Annotated in this window: 25 protein-coding genes and 1 tRNA gene; 3 read left to right on the forward strand and 23 right to left on the reverse strand. The window is 54.0% G+C overall.

Going from position 1 to position 19,087, the window contains the following annotated elements; genetic code table 11:
- The 16 genes from M0R30_RS14385 to M0R30_RS14460 form a co-directional block, all read right to left on the reverse strand.
- Positions 1-133: 30S ribosomal protein S14 (locus M0R30_RS14385; protein ID WP_292548194.1), on the reverse strand; the 133-nt coding region annotated here is incomplete at its 3' end.
- On the reverse strand, positions 133-630 hold the full coding sequence (locus M0R30_RS14390) for a 50S ribosomal protein L5 (protein WP_292548142.1): 498 nt from the start codon (positions 628-630) through the stop codon (positions 133-135). The genes M0R30_RS14385 and M0R30_RS14390, both read right to left, overlap by 1 nt.
- A 5-nt stretch (positions 631-635) precedes the next feature.
- Positions 636-1,361, reverse strand: coding sequence for a 30S ribosomal protein S4e (locus tag M0R30_RS14395; RefSeq protein ID WP_292548144.1), 726 nt, complete (start codon positions 1,359-1,361; stop codon positions 636-638).
- A complete protein-coding gene (rplX, locus tag M0R30_RS14400; protein ID WP_292548145.1) occupies positions 1,361-1,726 on the reverse strand; it encodes a 50S ribosomal protein L24 in 366 nt (121 codons plus the stop codon). Before rplX ends, M0R30_RS14395 begins: the two co-directional genes overlap by 1 nt.
- A 9-nt stretch (positions 1,727-1,735) precedes the next feature.
- Positions 1,736-2,134 carry a 50S ribosomal protein L14 gene (locus M0R30_RS14405; protein WP_292548147.1) on the reverse strand — a complete coding sequence of 133 codons (399 nt, stop codon included), beginning with the start codon at positions 2,132-2,134 and terminating at the stop codon, positions 1,736-1,738.
- Positions 2,131-2,457 (reverse strand): 30S ribosomal protein S17, encoded by a 327-nt coding sequence (locus M0R30_RS14410; protein WP_292548149.1) that lies wholly within the window; start codon positions 2,455-2,457, stop codon positions 2,131-2,133. The genes M0R30_RS14405 and M0R30_RS14410 overlap by 4 nt, the downstream gene beginning before the upstream one ends.
- Positions 2,457-2,741 (reverse strand): ribonuclease P protein subunit, encoded by a 285-nt coding sequence (locus M0R30_RS14415; protein WP_292548151.1) that lies wholly within the window; start codon positions 2,739-2,741, stop codon positions 2,457-2,459. The genes M0R30_RS14410 and M0R30_RS14415 overlap by 1 nt, the downstream gene beginning before the upstream one ends.
- Complete coding sequence (rpmC, locus tag M0R30_RS14420) at positions 2,738-2,941, reverse strand: 50S ribosomal protein L29 (protein ID WP_292548154.1); 204 nt, start codon at positions 2,939-2,941, stop codon at positions 2,738-2,740. Before rpmC ends, M0R30_RS14415 begins: the two co-directional genes overlap by 4 nt.
- Positions 2,941-3,636, reverse strand: coding sequence for a 30S ribosomal protein S3 (locus tag M0R30_RS14425; protein WP_292548157.1), 696 nt, complete (start codon positions 3,634-3,636; stop codon positions 2,941-2,943). Before M0R30_RS14425 ends, rpmC begins: the two co-directional genes overlap by 1 nt.
- Positions 3,636-4,100 carry a 50S ribosomal protein L22 gene (locus M0R30_RS14430; RefSeq protein ID WP_292548160.1) on the reverse strand — a complete coding sequence of 155 codons (465 nt, stop codon included), beginning with the start codon at positions 4,098-4,100 and terminating at the stop codon, positions 3,636-3,638. Before M0R30_RS14430 ends, M0R30_RS14425 begins: the two co-directional genes overlap by 1 nt.
- A 5-nt stretch (positions 4,101-4,105) precedes the next feature.
- The gene (locus M0R30_RS14435) at positions 4,106-4,525 is read right to left on the reverse strand and encodes a 30S ribosomal protein S19 (protein ID WP_292548162.1); all 420 of its coding nucleotides are present in this window, start codon (positions 4,523-4,525) and stop codon (positions 4,106-4,108) included.
- 5 nt (positions 4,526-4,530) lie between these two features.
- Positions 4,531-5,247 carry a 50S ribosomal protein L2 gene (locus M0R30_RS14440; RefSeq protein WP_292548164.1) on the reverse strand — a complete coding sequence of 239 codons (717 nt, stop codon included), beginning with the start codon at positions 5,245-5,247 and terminating at the stop codon, positions 4,531-4,533.
- A 9-nt stretch (positions 5,248-5,256) separates the two neighbouring features.
- Entirely contained in the window at positions 5,257-5,505 is a 249-nt protein-coding gene (locus M0R30_RS14445) for a 50S ribosomal protein L23 (RefSeq protein WP_292548167.1), read from the reverse strand.
- A complete protein-coding gene (rpl4p, locus tag M0R30_RS14450; protein WP_292548169.1) occupies positions 5,506-6,252 on the reverse strand; it encodes a 50S ribosomal protein L4 in 747 nt (248 codons plus the stop codon).
- 6 nt (positions 6,253-6,258) lie between these two features.
- Positions 6,259-7,272 carry a 50S ribosomal protein L3 gene (locus tag M0R30_RS14455; RefSeq protein ID WP_292548172.1) on the reverse strand — a complete coding sequence of 338 codons (1,014 nt, stop codon included), beginning with the start codon at positions 7,270-7,272 and terminating at the stop codon, positions 6,259-6,261.
- 649 nt (positions 7,273-7,921) lie between these two features.
- Entirely contained in the window at positions 7,922-8,326 is a 405-nt protein-coding gene (locus M0R30_RS14460) for a Tfx family DNA-binding protein (protein ID WP_292548175.1), read from the reverse strand.
- Between the two features lie 250 nt (positions 8,327-8,576).
- Between M0R30_RS14460 and M0R30_RS14465 the strand changes: the two genes are divergently transcribed.
- Positions 8,577-9,416 carry a F420-dependent methylenetetrahydromethanopterin dehydrogenase gene (locus M0R30_RS14465; protein ID WP_292548177.1) on the forward strand — a complete coding sequence of 280 codons (840 nt, stop codon included), beginning with the start codon at positions 8,577-8,579 and terminating at the stop codon, positions 9,414-9,416.
- A 7-nt stretch (positions 9,417-9,423) separates the two neighbouring features.
- Here the strand turns inward: M0R30_RS14465 and M0R30_RS14470 are convergent, their stop codons facing one another.
- Both M0R30_RS14470 and M0R30_RS14475 read right to left on the reverse strand, forming a co-directional pair.
- Positions 9,424-10,353 carry a galactose-1-phosphate uridylyltransferase gene (locus M0R30_RS14470; RefSeq protein ID WP_292548179.1) on the reverse strand — a complete coding sequence of 310 codons (930 nt, stop codon included), beginning with the start codon at positions 10,351-10,353 and terminating at the stop codon, positions 9,424-9,426.
- 158 nt (positions 10,354-10,511) lie between these two features.
- The gene (locus M0R30_RS14475; protein WP_292548181.1) at positions 10,512-11,498 is read right to left on the reverse strand and encodes a 5,10-methylenetetrahydromethanopterin reductase; all 987 of its coding nucleotides are present in this window, start codon (positions 11,496-11,498) and stop codon (positions 10,512-10,514) included.
- Positions 11,499-11,873: 375 nt separating this feature from the next.
- Between M0R30_RS14475 and M0R30_RS14480 the strand changes: the two genes are divergently transcribed.
- Positions 11,874-14,141, forward strand: a complete 2,268-nt coding sequence (locus M0R30_RS14480) for a cell division protein (RefSeq protein ID WP_292548183.1) — start codon at positions 11,874-11,876, stop codon at positions 14,139-14,141.
- Here the strand turns inward: M0R30_RS14480 and M0R30_RS14485 are convergent, their stop codons facing one another.
- Complete coding sequence (locus tag M0R30_RS14485; RefSeq protein WP_292548185.1) at positions 14,142-15,092, reverse strand: NrpR regulatory domain-containing protein; 951 nt, start codon at positions 15,090-15,092, stop codon at positions 14,142-14,144. It lies immediately after the preceding gene.
- Between the two features lie 2 nt (positions 15,093-15,094).
- A complete protein-coding gene (locus tag M0R30_RS14490; protein ID WP_292548187.1) occupies positions 15,095-15,529 on the reverse strand; it encodes a dCTP deaminase in 435 nt (144 codons plus the stop codon).
- Between the two features lie 56 nt (positions 15,530-15,585).
- On the opposite strand from M0R30_RS14490, the gene M0R30_RS14495 reads away from it, so the two are divergent.
- A tRNA-Arg gene (locus tag M0R30_RS14495) sits at positions 15,586-15,657 on the forward strand.
- A gap of 129 nt (positions 15,658-15,786) precedes the next feature.
- Here M0R30_RS14495 and M0R30_RS14500 read toward each other — a convergent pair.
- The 3 genes from M0R30_RS14500 to M0R30_RS14815 form a co-directional block, all read right to left on the reverse strand.
- On the reverse strand, positions 15,787-17,184 hold the full coding sequence (locus M0R30_RS14500; protein WP_292548189.1) for a carboxypeptidase regulatory-like domain-containing protein: 1,398 nt from the start codon (positions 17,182-17,184) through the stop codon (positions 15,787-15,789).
- A 40-nt stretch (positions 17,185-17,224) separates the two neighbouring features.
- Positions 17,225-18,748: an AMP phosphorylase gene (locus M0R30_RS14505; protein WP_292548191.1), complete on the reverse strand. Its 1,524-nt coding sequence runs from the start codon at positions 18,746-18,748 to the stop codon at positions 17,225-17,227.
- A gap of 199 nt (positions 18,749-18,947) precedes the next feature.
- The coding region (locus M0R30_RS14815) for a PGF-CTERM sorting domain-containing protein (protein ID WP_366513137.1) at positions 18,948-19,087 on the reverse strand (140 nt) is incomplete at its 5' end.

Consider the following 19,087-nt stretch of genomic DNA (forward strand, 5'->3'; position numbering starts at 1 on the left):
TCTTCTGGGCCCATTCGCGGAAGCACTGCCTGCAGAACATGATATGGTATCTGCGTACGAGCCCCTGTTTGCGCCCGCACATCTTGCATTCGTTCGCACCGCGACCGTAGACTTTCTTCCTTTCTCCAGCCATTAGCGCACCTCTACCTGGTATTTCTCCTTGAGGAACGTGATCGCATCCGTCTTGTTCACGCGCTGCTTTGCCGGGAGTTTCTTCTGTGCCATGCGGCGGCGGGTGATCCGGATACCTTTGCGTTCAAGAACGACGTTGACATCCATCCCGTAGATACCGATCTGCGGGTCGTAGGACATCCCGGGGAAGTCCGTGTGTTCTTCGATACCGAATGAGAAATTCCCGCTCTTGTCGAGCTGGCTCTCAAAGAGCGTGTTCTCAACAATCTTGAGGGAGGTCTCGAAGAAATCACGGGCGGGTTTGCCGCGGAGGGTCACCTTGCAGCCGAGCGGTTGACCCTTACGAATGGAAAATGCCGGCTGTGTCATCTTAGCGATGGTCCGGATCGAGGTCTGCTTGGTGATCGTCTTTAAGATGTTCTCGGCTTTCACGAGCTTCTCACCGGCTTCGCCGACACCCATGTGGACAACGACCTTGTCGATGTAGATATCACGCATCGAGGTCACTCTTCATGCCCCCATTTTGCAACTGCGGAGGTCTGCTTTCCTACCATGTAGATGTAAGGTGCAATAGTGTCGAACTTGGTTCCCGTCGTCTCATCTTCGAGGATGATCTTGTTCGGGACGGAGCCTGGCATCTTGATGATCTCAATGATCCGGGCGACATTGCCGGAGTGCTTTCCGCCAATGATCATGGCCATGTTGCCTGCCTGGAACGGGAAGTGATCAAGGATCTTGAACCGGGTCTCGGGCTCAAGGGATACCTCGACAGAGTCTCCGGGCTTGTAACTGTTGTCCGCGAGGATATTGGCACCGTCACGGAGGTTCAGCTGGACCTTACCACCGGTAATGGTGGTCTTGTTCCTGATCTTGACGAGACGGCTCTTTGCGGCCTCGGCATCGATCTCAACCGAGATATGCCGGCCGTTCCTGTCACGCAGGATACGGTAATATTTGTTGATCTTCGGCATGGCGATGATGTCAAAGATGCCAACACCCATCTTGGGATCGCGGCACGGTTTTCCATTGATGATGACATCTTTCTGGCTGAGGATCTGCTTGACCTCTTTCATGTTCCGTGCATAGTTCATGTTGTCACGGAGCCAGACGGCAATCGGCATCGCGTTCGCATTGTGCGGACCGGGTGCGGTCTTTGTGATGAACTTCGTGGTCTTCTTTGCAATGTGCCACGAGTCCGGGGCGTTTAATCGCTTCAGGTGGTCTGACATTATTCGGCCTCCCCGAGTTTTGCCACGCGGCGCTTGTCATCGAGCTTGAGCTTCGTGAGCTGGACGTTCGAGGGATCAATTGCCCGGGGTACTTCGGTCCCGTCGGCCTTTGTTGAAGAAACACCGTGGACAACAATCTTTGACTTGCCGGTGTCGACTGCATCAACAACGCCTTCGCTGCCAACGAAATCGCCACGGGTAACCTTTACCGTATCACCCTTGACAACGCGCAGCGTCTTTTTCTTGTATTTCTCTTTCAGGTCGTCTGAAAGGGGTGCGTTGAGGAACTTGGTCCTCGCGTGAGAGGGTGCGTTGTAGCGTGCCTTTCTCTGTTTTCTTGGCTGTTCGCTTTCAATTCTTACCATGTACCCACCTCATACGATGATCGTTGCCATGGAACCGAGCTTCGGGTAGCGCTCCGCAACTTCGCGGGCTACTGGTCCCTTGATCTCGGTTCCTTTCGGCTCGTTCTTCTCATCCACGACAACAACAGCGTTGTCATCGAAAGATACCCGAAGGCCACTTGGCCTGCGCATCTCCTTCTTTGCGCGGATGACAACTGCACGCACCAGCTTGCGGCGCATGTCGGGAGTGCCTTTCTGGACACTCGCCGTGCAGAGGTCCCCGAGACCCAGCTTGGGCTGACGGCGCCGGACACCGTGGTAGCCGAAGACAGAGATGATCTGCACTGTCCTGGCACCGGTATTGTCGGCGCATATAAGCCTTGTCCCTGTCGCAAGTGCCCTCGGCGTCTTGGACTGCATTGCCTTCATGGCTTCTGCACCTCCACAACAACGAAAGTCGTGCTCTTCGACAGCGGTCTGCATTCGGCAATCTTCACCATGTCACCAACTTTTGCCTGTATACAGGGGGGGTTGTGGGCATGGAGTTTCGAACTCCGTTTCTCGTACCGCTTGTACTTACGGACGTAGTGCATGTAATTCCGTGCAACCACGACCGTTCCCATCATACGATCGCTCACGACTTTGCCGGTGATCACCTGGCCACGCACCGGTAAAGTGCCGTGAAACGGACAGTTAACATCCTTGCACTCTTCCTGGGGTGCCTGGACGTTCAATCCAATGTTTTGTGCCATTATTGTATCCTCTTCTTTTCGTGCAGGTTGATCCTTTTCTCAGGAGCCAGAACCATCACGGATCCGTCAATCTCAACAAGTTCCCTGCCGGGAAGGCGCACCTGGAATGTGCTGTGCATCTTGGGGATACGCCGGACCCCTTTTGGGGTCTCGATCACCAGCAGGTTCTTTGTCTCATCGATGATACGGCCGGAAAGTCCTCTCTGCTTTGGATTTGCAGCTCCCGATACCAGAATGTCCAGCCCGATCAGTTCATGACGGAGGACATTCTGGGAACAGATCATGCAGTTCTCCTGCGGTTCTGCTCGGTCAACATACGGGCAATGGTTCGCCGGAGTTCGCGGATATGTCCGGGATTCTCGGTGGCGCCGCCGGCACTGACTTTACCGTAGTGCTGGACGAGCTCCATCCGGAGTTTTCCCATCTGTTCCTGCAGTTCCACATCGGAGAGCTGCTGGACATCCTTGGCCCTGAATATTGCCATTACTGTTCCTCCGCAAGTTCCTCATCCGGAAGGGCCGGTTCTTCCGGGTCAGTGTCACCAATTGCTGTGACCGCAGTCTTCGGGGCCGGGCGCTTCTTCTCCTGTTCGATGATAGAGAAGTGGTCGGGCAGTTTTGCGCCTGCCGGGACGAGTTTTACCTGGACGCCGATGACGCCGAGTTTCTTGATCGCGACGGCATAGCCCTTCTCGACAATCGTGTTGCTCGGTTCACCGCAGTGCTTGATGTACCCTTCAGTGAACTTCTGGGTACGGGCACGTGCCCCGGTCAGTTTTCCAGCGATAACGACTTCGCAGCCGAGTGCACCGGAGTCCATGACCCTGCGCATGATGCTGGATCCTGCCTTACGGAAGTACCAGCCGCGCTCAAGAGCGTTTGCCAGTCTCTCCGCCATGATCTGGGCATTGAAACTGGGATTGGTGACCTGCTGGACCTCGATCTGCGGTGATTCGACACCGTAGTTCTGGGCAAGGTCCAGGGTGAGCTGGTGGACCAGCTTGCCACCCTTACCTATGACAATACCCGGCTTCTCCGCGAAGATCGTGACCTGGGTCCCAAGGGGGGTCCGGGCAATATCCATACCGCCATAGCCTGCGCGTTTGAGTTCCTTTGACAGGTACTTCTCAACGCGGGCTTTCCTGGCACCTTCAGCGATGAATTTTCTCTCTACTGCCATTACGCCACCTCTCTGACGATGATCTCGAGGTTCACGGATTCGCGGACCTTGGGGGTTGCCCTTCCCATTGCCCGCGGGAAGAATGCCTTCTGGGCGCGCCCGCGGTTTGCGGATGCGTGGATGATCTCGAGGTTTTCCGCGTCGAGACCGATATACTCGGCATTCTTCTTGACCGATTCAAGGAGACGGATATATTCCCTGGATGCCTTGACCGGGTAGCGTCCTGCATCCCAGTTGCCCGGGAGGCCGCGCTTGTGTGCGACATTCCGGCAGAAGTGCCGGAACGGGACTGCTTTTTTCAGCTTAACGACATCATTCAGGTACGCGATTGCATCGTTCACGCGCTGGTGCCTGATGAACCCGGCAATCTCGATCGAATGTTTTGGCGACATGTTCAGCTCATTGGCTTTTGCCTTTGCTACGTTGTCACCCTTGATTTTGTTGGAATAATCAATGCGTGCCATGTCCATCACTTCAGCGGAACGTACTTGCTTCCTCTCGTTGCACCGATACCGGCGCTTCCGTGAGAAACCCTCTTGCGTGTCAGTGCAAATTCCCCGAGATAGCGGAAGACCGACTCGGGCTGGAACTCTACCTTGACGAATTCCTTGCCATTGTAGATCTCGATGGTCCTGCCGATCATTTCGGGCATGACGATCATTTCACGGAGATGAGTCCTGATCTTCTCATCGCCTTCGCGGACCTTCGCCAGTAATGTCTCTTCACCGCGGGAAAACCCTCGGGTAATCTTGCGGCGGGGACGGGCGGGCATCAGGGGGAGGAGTTCGGAAATCCCCATCGCCTTGAGCTCGTCGATCTTATAGCCGCGATAGGTGAACTCCTCTCGCCGTCTTGGCATTCTCTTCTGTGTCTTTTTAGGTGCTGCCATACCCATCACTTCCTGCTCTTACCTGTCCTGCGTGCTGCCACAGATCCCACAGTCCTGCCCGGGGATGTGCCCCGTGCGATCGTCTTCGGGCGACCGGTGTGCTGGTGACCACCGCCACCGAACGGGTGGTCGATGACGTTCATCGCGACACCACGGACGCGTGGCCAGTTGGATGCGGTGTTCTGCATCTTGTGGTACTTGTTGCCTGCTTTCACGAACGGTTTCTCAACGCGGCCGCCTCCGGCTACAATGCCGACGGTTGCGCGGCAGCGGTGGTTGAACCATTTCGTCTTGCCGCTGGGCATCCGGACACCGACACGGTCCTCGGACTTGTCAACAACGATTGCCTGCACACCGGATGAGCGGACAAACTTACCGCCATCGTTCGGGCGTGCCTCGATGTTGCAGATATAGGTACCGGTCGGGATGTTCTGGAGCGTGAGCGTGTTGCCATTCTTGACTTCACCGCTGGATCCCCAGAAGATAACTTCTCCGATTCCAAGCCCTTCGGTGACCAACATGTAAACCTTTGCGCCGTCCTCGAGTTTCACGAGCGCAATCGGTGCATTGCGTGCGGGATCGTGTTCGATATCGATAACGGTCCCGGTGATCTTCTGCGTGTCGTCGCCGATATGCTTCAGCTCAGCCTTGTACCGGTGAGAGGGGGCGCGATAGGTCGGGCCTCCCTTGCCGCGGGCTTGTGTTGTGATTCGATGTCCCATGTTCCCCACCTACATTATGCCGAGCCGGCTGAGGATCTCCTCGGCGGCTTTGTTGTTCTCAAAGCTCACGATGGCCTTTTTCTGGCCGTGCATGTTCATGAGCGTGCGGATGCTCTTGACCTTCTGGCCGAATGACTTCTCGATCTCGCGCTTGACATCGTCCTTGGTTGCCTCGCGGGTGACAAGGAACTGGAGCTTGCTCTGGTTCTCAAGGAGGACCATTGCCTTTTCCGTTACAAACGGGTATTTAAGGGTCATTTACCTTCCCTCCAGGCGTATTAGTGCGCCCTCGGTCCAGATGGTCAGGCGACCTGCCAGCATACCGGGTGCGAGGTGCTCGACATTCAACTGGTCGACAGTAACGACATCGACACCCGCAAGGTTGCGGGCTGCGAGCAGCGGTTTTTCTGCGGTGACAATCAGCAGGCTCTTTCTCTGCTTGAACCTGCGGCCACGCATCTTGCCTCTTCCTGCCTTGACCTTCTTGCTGTCCTTTGCCCGTTCGATATCGTTGTAGACTCCAATGGTGGTGAGTGCGGAGATGACATCCTTGGTCTGGCCGAGCGTCTCGAACTTGTCCTCGAAGACGATGGGTACTGGGCCGTCAAAGACGTGTCCCCGTCCCTTGATAAGTTCTGCGCTGATGCTTGCAGCGACTGCTGACCGGAATGCCTTCTGCTTCTCCTTCTGGTTGATCTCCTTTACCAGGATCTTTGCCACTTTCGGGGGGTGTGCCTCACGACCGCCCTTTGCCTGCGGGACTTTTGCCGCGCGGGAGCCGTTCTTCAGACGGGGGACGTGGGATGAACCGCGACCGCTACCCCAGCCGACTGCAGACGAGCGGATGCCTGCAAACGGGTCGGTCCCGTGCGGCTGTCTCCGGACGCTCTGGAGGGCCATGACTGCCTTCTTGATCAGATCGGGGCGGTAGTCCTCGGAGAAGATCTCCGGAAGCTCGATGTCCTTTGTGACTCCGCCTTCAAGTGATTTAACCTGTGCTTTCATCTCTGATCATCCCTGCTTGCTCTGGACGCTCACAAACTGGATTGTCGGCATCCTCACGACATGTTCACCCAGGCGGATTGCGGGCCTGATACGGATAAGCCGCTTTACCGGGCCGGGGATGGACCCCTTGATGAGCACGTACGGGTTCTTGAGTACCCCATAGTGGAGGAATCCACCGGCGGGTGTGATCTCACTTGCGTTCTCGCTGACTTTTAAAATACGCTTGTTGAACTCGGTGCGCTGCTGGAATCCCATCTGGCCGATCTGGGGAACCTGCCACCTGACATGGTGGGGGTTCCACGGTCCAAGGGTACCGAGGTGGCGTTTCTTGCCGCCAACGGCGTGTTTGCGCTTGCGCTGGGCAATACCCCAGCGCTTGACTGCTCCCTGTGTTCCTTTACCGGTAGTGATCGCAGTGATATCTGCGTAGGCCCCGGTCTGGATCACGTTATTGAGGGTGACTTCCTGCCCAAGGAGCCCCTGTGCAAACTCGAAGAGTTTCTTGAGATCTGCACCGCCAACCTTGATCTCCATGAGGTCGGGGACTTTCTTGGGTACACCGCTGAGGGCTGCAGGCTGCGTATAGGTGACTGCGTAGATCTCGGCTACGGTTCCGTCATTGACAGCATCTGAGAATTTCTTCAGTGCTGCTTTCTGGTCATATTCCTTGGGCAGGGTAATCCTGCGTCCAAGAACGCTGTCAAGCTGTTCTGCCCAGACTTCAGTGAATGCATGTTTACCGTAGGTATCCCTGCTGTAGGCACGGATCGCTGCTACTTTCATCGTGGGGACTTCGATGACAGTGACGGGGACCATGATCTCTTTTCCCTCGGTCGGACTGCTCTTGTGGTCGTCCACCATGATAACATGCGTCATACCCACTTTGTATCCGGCAAATCCCTGCAGGATCGGAGCTCCCTCTGTGGTGGCCCACGACTGGTATTTCGGGATCGGGCTCTTTGCACGCTTTCTCGGGCTGAATGCAAGAGAACCACGGCGTGGTCTGTTAATTTTTGGCATGTGTTAATCCATCCTCATTTGCGTGTAGGTTATTCTCATTGCGACACGTTTGTGAGATTAATCCGAGACGTGTGATAACTTCGCTTGTTTCAGAAGCCAACACGCGACAGGGGCGATCGACCGGTAATGGAATGCAGTGCTGATGATCCATTGAGGATCTATCGCACTGCTAACCCCGTTCGTTTCACCCGTTTATGGAGATGCGCAAGAGATGTGATCTCAAGCGCTTTTGCCGGTGTGCACCAGCATTCCTGTCTCGCGAAAGAAGATCCTGACAATAGCGCATCCACCTTATTCAAGGTGGAGGGGGCGCGTTGCACGAACGTTGGCCCTTGCGCCTGATCAGACCCACTCTGTCAGCCTGTTGTGACGAATCACAACTCCTTCTCGGGATACCCCCGTTATTACGGAGGGTCCACCAATCGGGGTTTTCCCACGGCATAACCGCCAGTCCAGTGTCCGGAGGCAGGTTCCGCCGTTTACAGATTCGGGCATGCTCCAGACGAAGGAACATGCAGATCTGCATAGGATAACCTCATATCGGCTTCCATAACTATTGCATAAAAGAAGATATAAACATATGCCAGTATTTCAGGGATTCCGGGACGTGCCCCGGGTATTGAATCGGGTATTTGGAATATTGGATGATTTACCCGAAATACAATTCTCCCTGATCGGTGATATAGACGATGATATCTTCGCATACGACCCGGGCCTTGCAGGCCTGTGCCCGCGATTCCCTCAGGCGGTTGATAAGTGAGATGGTATCGTATTTGACCTTGACATTGATCTTCTCAGCCTCCCCGAAAATGATGGCAGGGACATTAAAGAGATCCGTCCCGGTCGGGATGGTGCAGAGATGCGTCGCATCGAGGGTGTAGAGGAATTCAAGGGTCTCCTTTGCCCGGCGGATATTTTCCATTGCGCTTTTTTCAATGGTACAGACATTGGCTTTTGAGGTGGATATGATATCCGCAATCTGCTGCTGGGTCAGCCCCTGCTTCCGGTACCTGAGTACCTCCATCTGCCGTTCAGTAAGCAGCCCGTCCTTCATAGTAACACCTTCTCAACCCGGACTTAAACACTTTTCGTTAACTTTACGAAAGCGTGCGGCGGGTGGAAGGGATCGGCAAATCAAATTTATTCAATTTTTCAACGTTTTCATTTTTTTTCAACTATTATTGAGAAAAGATTTAGAAATGAAGATGGTTTTCCCCCGTTTTTCGACGAGAGGAGACATTTCAAAATGTTTATATGAATACCGGGTCATAATAACGTGTTATAACATTTTCGAGGTGAATTAGATGGTTGTTAAAGTAGGCGTTGCTAAATTAGGCAACATTGCAAGTGGTGTAATGGCAGAGCTCCTCCTCGATGAGAGAGCAGACCGTGAAGACATGCAGACATTCATGGCGACCAGCGGCACGAAACTCGAGCCGGCAGATGTCGACCGTGTCGTCTCCAACCTGAAGGCATACCAGCCTGACTTCTGTATTGTCGTCTCCCCCAACGGGGTTCTCCCCGGCCCGACCGGTGCCCGCGAGCAGCTCGCTGCAGCAGGTATCCCCGTTGTCATCATCACCGATGATGTGACCACCAAGAAGGAGTGGGAAGGCGTCAAGGCCAGCAAGTTCGGGTACATCATCATGAAGGCAGACTCCATGATCGGTGCACGCCGCGAGTTCCTTGACCCCGTCGAGATGTCCGACTACAACGGCAACCTCGTCAAAGTGCTGGCACTGACCGGTGCATTCCGCAAGATGCAGGTTGCTCTCGACAAGGTCATCGACCAGGTCAAGGCCGGCAAGAAGGGCGACGCAATTGAGCTCCCGAAGCTCATCATGACCACCGACAGGGCGGTCGACGGCGAGTTTACCAATCCCTTTGCACTGGCAAAGGCACGTGCTGCCCACGAGATCGCCATGGCCGTTGCAGGCCAGAACGTCAAGGGCTGCTTCATGACCAAGGAATGGGAGAAATACATCCCGATCGTTGCAAGCGCTCACGAAATGATGAGGGCAGCAGCAGTTCTTTGTGACGAGGCACGTGAGCTCGAGAAGGCAGGGGACAGCATCCTGCGCCAGGCCCACAAGAAAGACGGAACGCTCGTCTCCAAGAAGAAACTCGTTGCAAAATTCGAGTAAATTTTTCTTATTTTTTTCCGTTTCTGTAGAGATCACCCATCTCTTCCGGGATGGTCATTACGATTGGTTCCCCGTGCATCCGCTCCATGAATGCAGAATCGCTCATGGATGACGGGTTGGGATTGATCCGGGAAATGAGCGAGCAGAACGCATGGAACCCATTGTCTTCACTGCCCTTATCGAAAAATATAGACATGTTGAATGCATACGTCCCCATGCACCGGTAGAACGCAAGCACTTCGAGGATCCCCCGTGCCAGGAGATCGATATAAGGATCCATTTCGCTAATCGAGGATACGGGTAGGAGTCCCCTGACCTCACGCTCTCCGCACGGCACTGCATGGGCAGACCAGAGGATCTCATCACCAAACAGGTATCGCCCCGACGCTCTCTCCTCCTCCCGCAACGCATCCCAGTAGTTCATCCCATGGCGCTGCTGGTATTGACGGCCAGCTTCCATATATAATTCCATAACACGGGATGGCCGGACATCGGAGAGCCCCTGCATGTGCGGGTGGACCATACTCGCACCGGCTGAGGGTAGGAAGTTCATATTGATGCTGGGATACCCGTCATACCGGAGGAGTGCTTCTACCTGTCCCGATAATGCATCGGCTATCTGCTGTCTGGTGAAGGTATCCACCCGGTGCTCATCCGTTATGACCGTCACCACGTGACCCTGCCCAAAGGGAAACATGTTGGGAAACGTGATACTCTCGCCATGGATGATCCGCCGACCGTCGGGAAATACCGGGGTCACAGAAAAGATCCGGTCACAACAGAACGGGCAGTCACCCGTATCCGGGGGAAGGGTGAGGGGCTGGAGAACATGCCGCTTCGACCGGTCCGGGCTGATCCTGCACCGGCAGCCGGTGAAGCGTTCCTCCCGGTACTGTACAACTCCTTTCGGGGTTGCAACTTCTGTAATGGTGAACATTCCCTTCACGTTACTATTTCCGGCAGGATAAGATAGTCATTTGCACAACATGGGGGGGTCTGATACTGGTCTGTCCGGATAAAAAAATAAAAAAAGTTTTTCTGCCAAGGCACCATCGCCGTTTTCGGTTATATGGGGGCAGGTATTGTGCTCTGTCCTTATACAACGTACTTGCCGAGCAGGCGGATGGAGTTGGTCATGTCGGGACCGAGTGGTGAACCGAAGATGATCTGCGTGACGCCTGCCTTGGTGAGGTCCTCACACTTCTGCTTGACCATGTCAGGGGTTCCTGCAATGGTGAATGCATCGATCTCCTTGTCTCCGACGAGTTCTCCAACAGACTTGAAGTCGAACTTTCCGAGTGCTGCCTTGATCTTGGCAACATTGGCAAGGTCGAGACCGTGGCGGGTGAGCAGGGGTTCCGGAGAGCCGGCTGCAATGAATGCTGCAACGATCTTTGCTGCGTTGCGGGCCTTCTTCTCGCTCTGGTCGATTGACATTGCGGTGTATGCACCGATATCAAAGTTCTTCTTGCCTACCTTTTCGGTGGCTGCCTTGATGATCGGGATTGCAGCGGCAAAGTCCTTGGGGTTGGATGCGTTGATGAGTGCTCCGTCACCGACTCTGCCGGCGAGGTCAAGGACCTTGGGGCCCTGTGCGCCGATGTACACCGGGATACCCTTCTTTCCGGGGAGAGTGACACCAGTCAGCTTTGCGCCGTCGTAGTCGAAGAACTTCATGCCGGACTTGTTCACCTGTTCACCGGCAACGAGCTTGCGGAACTGTATAACAGCTTCCTCAAGCCGTCCTACCGGCTTATCGGCCACGATTGCCAGCTTCGGGAGGGTCGAGAGGTCGCCCGGTCCGATACCGAGGACTGCACGTCCGTCAGAGATCTCGTTGAGCGTGCAGGCAAAGGATGCCATTGCCGCGGGAGTGTCGGTGAAGGAGTTCATGATACCCGGGCCCATCTTCAGGGTCGTGGTTGCCTGCGCAATGGCGGCAAGGGTGGGGTAGCAGTGGCGGTTGTTATAGTGGTTGGTTATCCATGCAAAATCAATGTCTTTGGACTCAGCAAGTTTACAGAAGTTAACAACTTGCTTTACGTTGACATTTCCAGGTACGAATTCAATTCCATATGTCAAGGCTTGTTCACCTCATTGAGTATTACCGTACACGCATTTAAATAAATTATCATTTTACGTTGGAAAGAAACGACGGTCTGTCGGTAAATCTGCCAGAATGGCGTTTATTTTTAAAATCAGCCCGGTTTTTTTCAGAAAACGGGGAAGATCGCAGCATGCTATCCATGTTCAGGCCCCATTTACGGTTCCACTCATAGACAACATGTTTTCCCACGGCATATCATGATCCAAGACCATTGCCATAACCCGTATTGCCAACAAAGTCTTATTTCCTCATGATCAATGATCCTATAAGATATTGAACACCGACCGGACAATATTTCTCTACGATATATACCATGACTGCAAGGGCAATCGGTTTTACGGGATAACGTTATGCGGATAATTGCAATCGGACTGGGGGGAGCGGGATGCAGGATTGTAGACAGCCTGTACACCATCGACCGCCGGGGTAGCAGGGTCTCATGCGTTGAGGGACTGGCAATTGACGTTGACGAGACCACCCTGCAGCAACTGGGAGGACTACCGGATTCCTTAAGGATGTACTACCCTCCCTTTGATCCGGTGAGTCCTGAAAAATCCGGGGATGCAGGCCCGACCGCCACGATCGATATTGCTGAGATTATCTCACGGGTTCATAATTTTGAATCCGGTGAGAACGACGCAATTATTGTCTGTTGCGGCCTTGGCGGGAGTATGGCCGACATCGTGCCCCATGTCATAGCAGGACTCCGGGCCTCGATCGTTGAACCCATTTTCGGGCTGGTCACGCTGCCCTGCCTCGCTGAAGGAAGGAGACGTTCGGGAAAGGCGGCCGATGACATTGATATTCTCTTACCGCTACTCGACGGCATGATACTCTTCGACAACGAGACCTGGTATAAGAAGATCAAAGCCCTTCCTGCACCACCGGCAAAAAAAGAGAAAGGGCTTGCACGGATGCTCGGGTTCGACAAGGAGGAACCGGAAATATCGCCGGAACTGGCGACCTACCTTCGCCTCAATGAGGCCATAGTCCGAAGAATAAGCCTTATCCTGAAGGCAGGAGAATTCCGGGCCGACGGAGGCATCGATCTTGCCGAAGTGGTGCTGGACTCCGGTGAAGTACTGAATACTATGAAAGACGGGGGGTTCATCACTATCGGTTATGCGGTGGAGAAACTCCCCAACAATCCGTGGGCATTCCTCTCCCAGCTGAAGCCCGGCGGACTGACCAATGAGGAGGGTAAAAAGAGGGCATCGCGTATTGTCGAGATCGCAAAACAGGCAATCTACCATGAGATCTCGACTCCCTGTGACATGACGAGCGCCCACAAGGCCCTTGTCCTTGTCGCCGGGCCTTCGCACGAACTCTCGATGCAGGGGTTCATGACCGTGAGAAAATGGATCGACCGGAGTATCAGGGGGCTTGAAACACGATCCGGCGATTACCCGATCATGACCACAAAAAATGTTGCAATTATCATCATGTTGTCAGGGCTTGAGAACATACCCCGGGTCAACGAACTCAGGGAGATCCGTGAACAGGCCCGTCCTGGCGCTGCAGTCAGGGCAGTGTCGGAGGACACGGGCACAATCGTGTCCCAGCAGTATCAGGACCCGGGATCACTCCGTGACGAGATGGTAGTCCTCCCTAAAAACATGGAGAAGGTGACCGCGGATCACCGGCACCCGGAGGACAATGCTCCCCGTGCAAGGTCACCAGTCCGCGAAGATATGATCGAGACCGATCGCCCTATACCCACATCGATATCTCCTCAACGGCAGCCAACCCCAGTTCCGGTAACTGCTTCCCGGCGCCTGACACCAGATGAGACTCCCGTCAGAAGAGCACTGGTGACGGAAGAAAAATACCCGTCTACGCCGGCACCTTCTGCGACACAATCCCGTCCGCCTGTTGTCGCAGTTGACCGCCCAATGCCGGAAAAAAGGTATCCGGCACAACAACCGATATACCCGGAGCCTGCAACGGGCACAAGTCCCGGGCCAAAACGGGTACTGACGGAACATCTTAAGGAGACTGCCCGACAACAGATAGAACAGGAATTACAGCGACAACGGATGATGGCACTCTCCGGAAAGCAGGAGAAAGCGGGAGATTCGGCAGCTATGCCTCACCGGGAACCATCTGAAGTTGTCAGGCTAAAACGGCAGGTCATCCAGTCAAGCCCTCCGGCGCAACCAGTCTCACCTTCTCCGGTGCCTGTACAGGATATATCTCAGGCAGTCGAGAAGAAGACCATAATTATCCGGAAGCGGAGTCCCGCTCCGGTGGTGCCGGACACACCTCCCCCGGAAGAACGGGAAGGACTACCCGCAACCAACGACGGGGCCAAGGCCGGAGACCTGGTTTACCGGGATACTTCTGATGAACCAGCTCCGGAAGAAAGTCCCGTATCGATAAAAGACACATCGTTCCGGGCAAAAGACGATATATTCCTGGGGAAAGGCATCCGTGATACTGCTGTTCCAAAGGCACGGGATGCTTCTCTTATGCATACGAACCTGAAACCAAAAAAGCCTGCAGGGCTGGCAAACCGGGATGATGAACAGGAGGGGAGTCATGACAACGAGGACGAATCATCCCATGACCGTCAACAGGGTAAAAAGCTGAAAAAACAGGATGATATCTCCTGGATCTGATCAGTTCATATCGATTATCTTCGAAAACGCGATGTTTCCGGCACCGATCTCCGTCTTTATTTGTATACCATGTTCCACGGCATTCGCGATATAGTTCATGCCGCTGAATGCAACGATCGAGAGGCGATAGGGATTATGGGGCAGGTTGAATACCTGGTTTCCCAGGGCCACCGGGAACACAAAGCCGCAGGCATTCATAAGGTCGATGGTCTCCCGGATCTGGGGGAGGGCTGCACAGGGTACTTCCCGGACATTTGCCAGGGCGATGCCGGTCTTTGTTCGTGCGAACGCTGATATGGAGGTGAGACCGGACGAGATGAACAACTCGAGCGGATCGATCGTGGTGCCACGGTACGCGATAAGGTCCCTGAACTGGCGGGGCGTCCCCTTCTCGATCTCCAGCCTCCCCCCAAACGCCATCCTGACGGGGATTCCTTTTCGCTGGAAAACACCATCCATGGAAATACTGCAGATCGTGATGAACCCTACATGGCCATGGGGAATACGGGGGTCCTGATCGATCATCCGGTAGGAGTTGAAGAAACCGCATCCTGCCCGGACCACCTCATCAAAGGCAGTTTTTATCTTCTCGGCAGACTCCAGCGGGACGATGGACAGGTTATAGGCAACATCGCCAGTGCTTGTGACGGGATCGAACGTGTTGCGGTACGCGAGGCGCTCCAGTTTCGAGATGATGAACCCAATCCTGTCATCAACGAGCGCGTTGCCGGTCTCTTCGAGTCCGATAGGGGTCAGTATCCTCCCATGGTTCCCGACTTTTTCCGTAAAACCCATGGTGTCGAGATAACTGAGGTAATACTGGACTGCCCGGTCACTCAGGATAAAACCCCGTTCTGACATGAGTTCGGAGAGCCTCTTTGCGCCCACCGGGCCCTCGTGTTCCTTGAGGATCCTCAAGATCTCGATATATTTTCTTTCTGTCCGTATCATGGTCACTTTGCCTCTACGGCCCCGATACTGTCCTGGTACCTGCCTGAATATCCCTCATCTCCCCCGCGAACTTCATGCAGGATCAACTGGACAATACGGTCATTTTTCCGGATAATAAGATCATCTCCCATATTCGTCAGGCACAGGGTGAGTTGCCCGCGGAACCCCGGATCGACAAAACCCGCCCCGAGCAGGACTCCCTTCCGGCCAAATGACGACCGGCACCTAAGGGTCCCGGCGAGATCCCTGGGGAGTTCTACCCATTCAAGGGTTGGCACAAGAGTGCATTTACCCGGTACCAGGGACATATCCGAGGCTGCACGGAGATCATAGGACGCCGGTTGCTGGCATTCGCTCATGTACGGCGTTATGACAAGCTTTCCTGAGCCCGGGTCGCATGCAAGGCGGCGGGCAATCTCGGGTGCTGACAGGATCATTGAGTAATCTTTCGGCAGAAAATACTTAATATCTTTTGAGGTAAAGATGAAGAGAAGGATCCATGGGGTAGAGGATATCCTCTTGGGCTTCGAACCCAAGGACGCGGGTTCGATTCCCGCTGGGTCCGTTTTCTCTATTTTTAAATGATTGGTTGCCGGATATTCAAGGTGTTTTTATCGATAACTGGGCTCCGGGAAACAGGAAAAAAGGAGATATTGGATACAGGATTATATCATTAAAAAGACACGTGAAAAAATTAGATCTCGTTTCTCCGCGTGACATGTCGCCGCCCACCCTTGCCTCCGAGTATCCGGATAACGGCAAACAGGACAAGTATCCCGATCGCACCAAGGGCGATCATGCTGATAAGACCCCAGTCGATATTCTTTTCAAGAACAACCGTGACAACTGCGGTAGCGTTCCCCGACAGGACCTGTTTTTTTACTGCTTGAGGCGCGTAACCATCCTTGGTTACCGAGATGTTGACATCGCTATTGAAGGGGATATAAGTAAGGAGCTGCCCATTGTCATCAGTTACACCGGCAGTTGTGCCATCAACAGCGATCGATGCGTTGGGGAGCACTTTCTTGTCCCGGTCCTGAACAAAGATTGTCAACGCGGCATTCTCATAGGGAAGGACAACAGTGTAATCCTGGCTCTTGCCAGATATACTTACAGCGCGGCTTTGCGGCGTGTATCCGGTTTTCCTGACCTCAATGAGATAATCCCCGGTCACAAGATCCGGTAAATTCATACGCCCGTAGTCATTGGAAGTTCCCGAAAGGGTACCGTTGACATATACATCGGCACCGATCAGCGGTTTGCGGGACTCGTCAGTGATATAGACAAAGGCACCGACCGGTGCTTTCGATAAGGATGCATAATAGACCGCATCGGAAGTGCTGATCGTCCTGGACTCGGTGAATGTCTGGTATCCGTCCTTTTTAATTTCTATCACGTAGGATTTACCACGGGTGACCGGCGTGATAAGGATCCCGCGTTCATCGGTTTTCCCGTCAAGCATGGCATTGAGCCGGACCTCTGCGCCGGGTATTGTCTTGCCGGAGTCCTTGTCCGTCACGATAAACGAGAAACTGTTCCCGGAGAGCAGTTTGTACTGCACTTTCTGGTTTTCCGACCCCATATCGATGGTCCCACTCCGGGTCTCGTAATTGGAGGCTGATATATCAACCGAATAGAGAGTGGCACCCGTCACGGCAAATGTTGCCGATCCACTGGAATCCGTCTGTTTCATCTGTGATGTGTTACCTGCAGAGAGGTTGACGCTGGCACCCGAAATCGGTCCAAGGGTATCGGAGTCAAACAAGTCGACGGTAAACGTGAGGGTCTTGCGGCTCAGGTTTACCACAAGGTCAGTTGTACTTTTATTGACCGTCTGGCTCCAGTCATTATACCCATTCATAGTGACCCTGATCTCCTGATCATTCAGCCCGGGATGGGTGAGATACACCTGCCCGAAGGAGTTGGTCCGGGCATAGTTTGCACTGTTGACAAAAACATTTGCCTGAGAAATGGTGGTATTATCGATACTGTCCTGCACAGTAATCTGCAGGTTTGTCGTTGCCTGTGCCGAACTGCAGAGAAGCAGGATTAACAGTAGGGCAAAAAGGAAACGAGGGCGAGGACTATACATGATAATTTATCGCCCCCTGCTCATATATCAGCACATCGGTCTACATTTCCGTAACGGAGGGCACCCGGTCAAGGAGCATGCCTTCAACAAGTATGGGCATGAGGCGCCGGCCTTCCTCGATGGCATTCTGCAGCCTCCAGTTCCTGTCAGCAAAGATGGTGAACAGCGGTTCGCCGGCCTTTACGAGCCTGCCTTTTTTAGCGTGGAGTAAGAGCCCCGCCCCGCGGTCCTGAGGTGCACCGGCAGTCCTCGCCAGGGTGATCAGGGACCGGTTGTTCATCTCGATTATATAACCGGATGCGGGTGCCCTGACCACAAACTGGTGTTCGCCCGGAATAATATCTGATGATTTGACGTTCGGGTCTCCCCCCTGGATCTCGATGATCTGCCGCAGTTTGTCGAGCGCTTTTCCGCTCGTGAGAAGATCCTGTGCCATTACCATTCCTTCGCCCCGCGGTGCCTTACCTGCCATCTCCAACGCAATTCCTGCTATCGAGATACTCTTCTGGATAAAGGAGTTCGGCTCGGGCGAACCCTCAAGGACCCTCAGGGCCTCGATGATTTCCAGTTTCGGGCCGATACTGTGCCCAACCGGGATATCCCCGTAGGTCAGGGCACATTCAACTCTCATGCCGAGCCGTTCGCCAAGATCAATAAACTCCCGTGCCAACTTTCTTCCTTCCTGCATATTCGGCACTTTGGTATTCTGGCCAACAGGTATATCGATGACCACGAGGTTGGCACCGACTGCGAATTTTTTTGCCATGACACTGGCGAGCATCTGGCCCCGGGCGTCAATCTTGAACGGATATTCCTGGATAATGATACGGTCATCCGCGGGGGCAATATTTGTGGCCCCTCCCCAGACAATACATCCCCCAACCTTATCGGTCATCTGCTGGACTTCGCTTGACGTGAACTCGACAGACGCCAGCACCTCCATAAGATCCGCTGTACCGCCGGCACCGGTGATCGCACGCGAACTGGTCTTTGGGATCTTGAGGCCGCTTGCTACGATAATCGGGACAACAAGGAAGGTGATCTTGTTGCCGGGTACGCCCCCTATGGAATGTTTGTCGACAATGGGCCGGGACGCAAACTTGATCTGTTCGCCGGTCTCCACCATCGCCCGGGTAAGGTATTCAACTTCATCCATATCGAGCGGGTTGATGTACGAGGCCGTGATATAAGCCGTAAGTTCCGCAGACGAGATCTCATCATGCACCACATCCTTGATGATCGAGAGGGTCTCTTCCTTGGTGAGCTTGTTCCCGTCCATCTTCTTCTTGATAAAATCAAGCGACGCCGGCCGGCCGGCTTCACGGATCTCAATTTCCGTGCCATCTTCAAGTTGGAGGCGTTCGTTCGTGATACGGTAGACCCCGAGGGTTCCCTGCTGTGCGATGGTTGATGTGGTTTCCACAAATGCCGTAACGGAGATACCGTTTTTCGGGTTGATCACCTGGACGCGGTCGCCATCCATAACACCGATGCCCCGTGCGTCCAGCCGGTTGAGGAGGACACCCCGTGTCGCGATATCAAGGTTTTTTACTACCAGTTTCACTACCTGCACCTCCACAGATCCAGCTCTTGAGCCGGATCAGCGTATTCAGATCTACGTTGACCACCCGGGATTTAAAAAGGTGTCATACAGGGCAGGCCCTATATGGGATTTAAGGAGAGATCCAGATGAATGAAACGCCGTTGCTCTTCAAAGACGATTTTTTACGGGACGAAGAAAAAAAAGATGTTTAGATGTTAGTTCAGTGCCTGCGCACAACGACGAAAGCTACTGCACCGAGGCCAATCAGTGCAATGAGTGCACCGAAACCGGGTGAGGGCTTGGTCGTTGCAACAGGTGCTGTGGTAACAACTGCGGGAGCAGTGGTTGTAACCCCTGCGG

The sequence above is a fragment of the Methanoregula sp. genome (genome assembly GCF_023227875.1).
Lineage (GTDB): Archaea > Halobacteriota > Methanomicrobia > Methanomicrobiales > Methanospirillaceae > Methanoregula.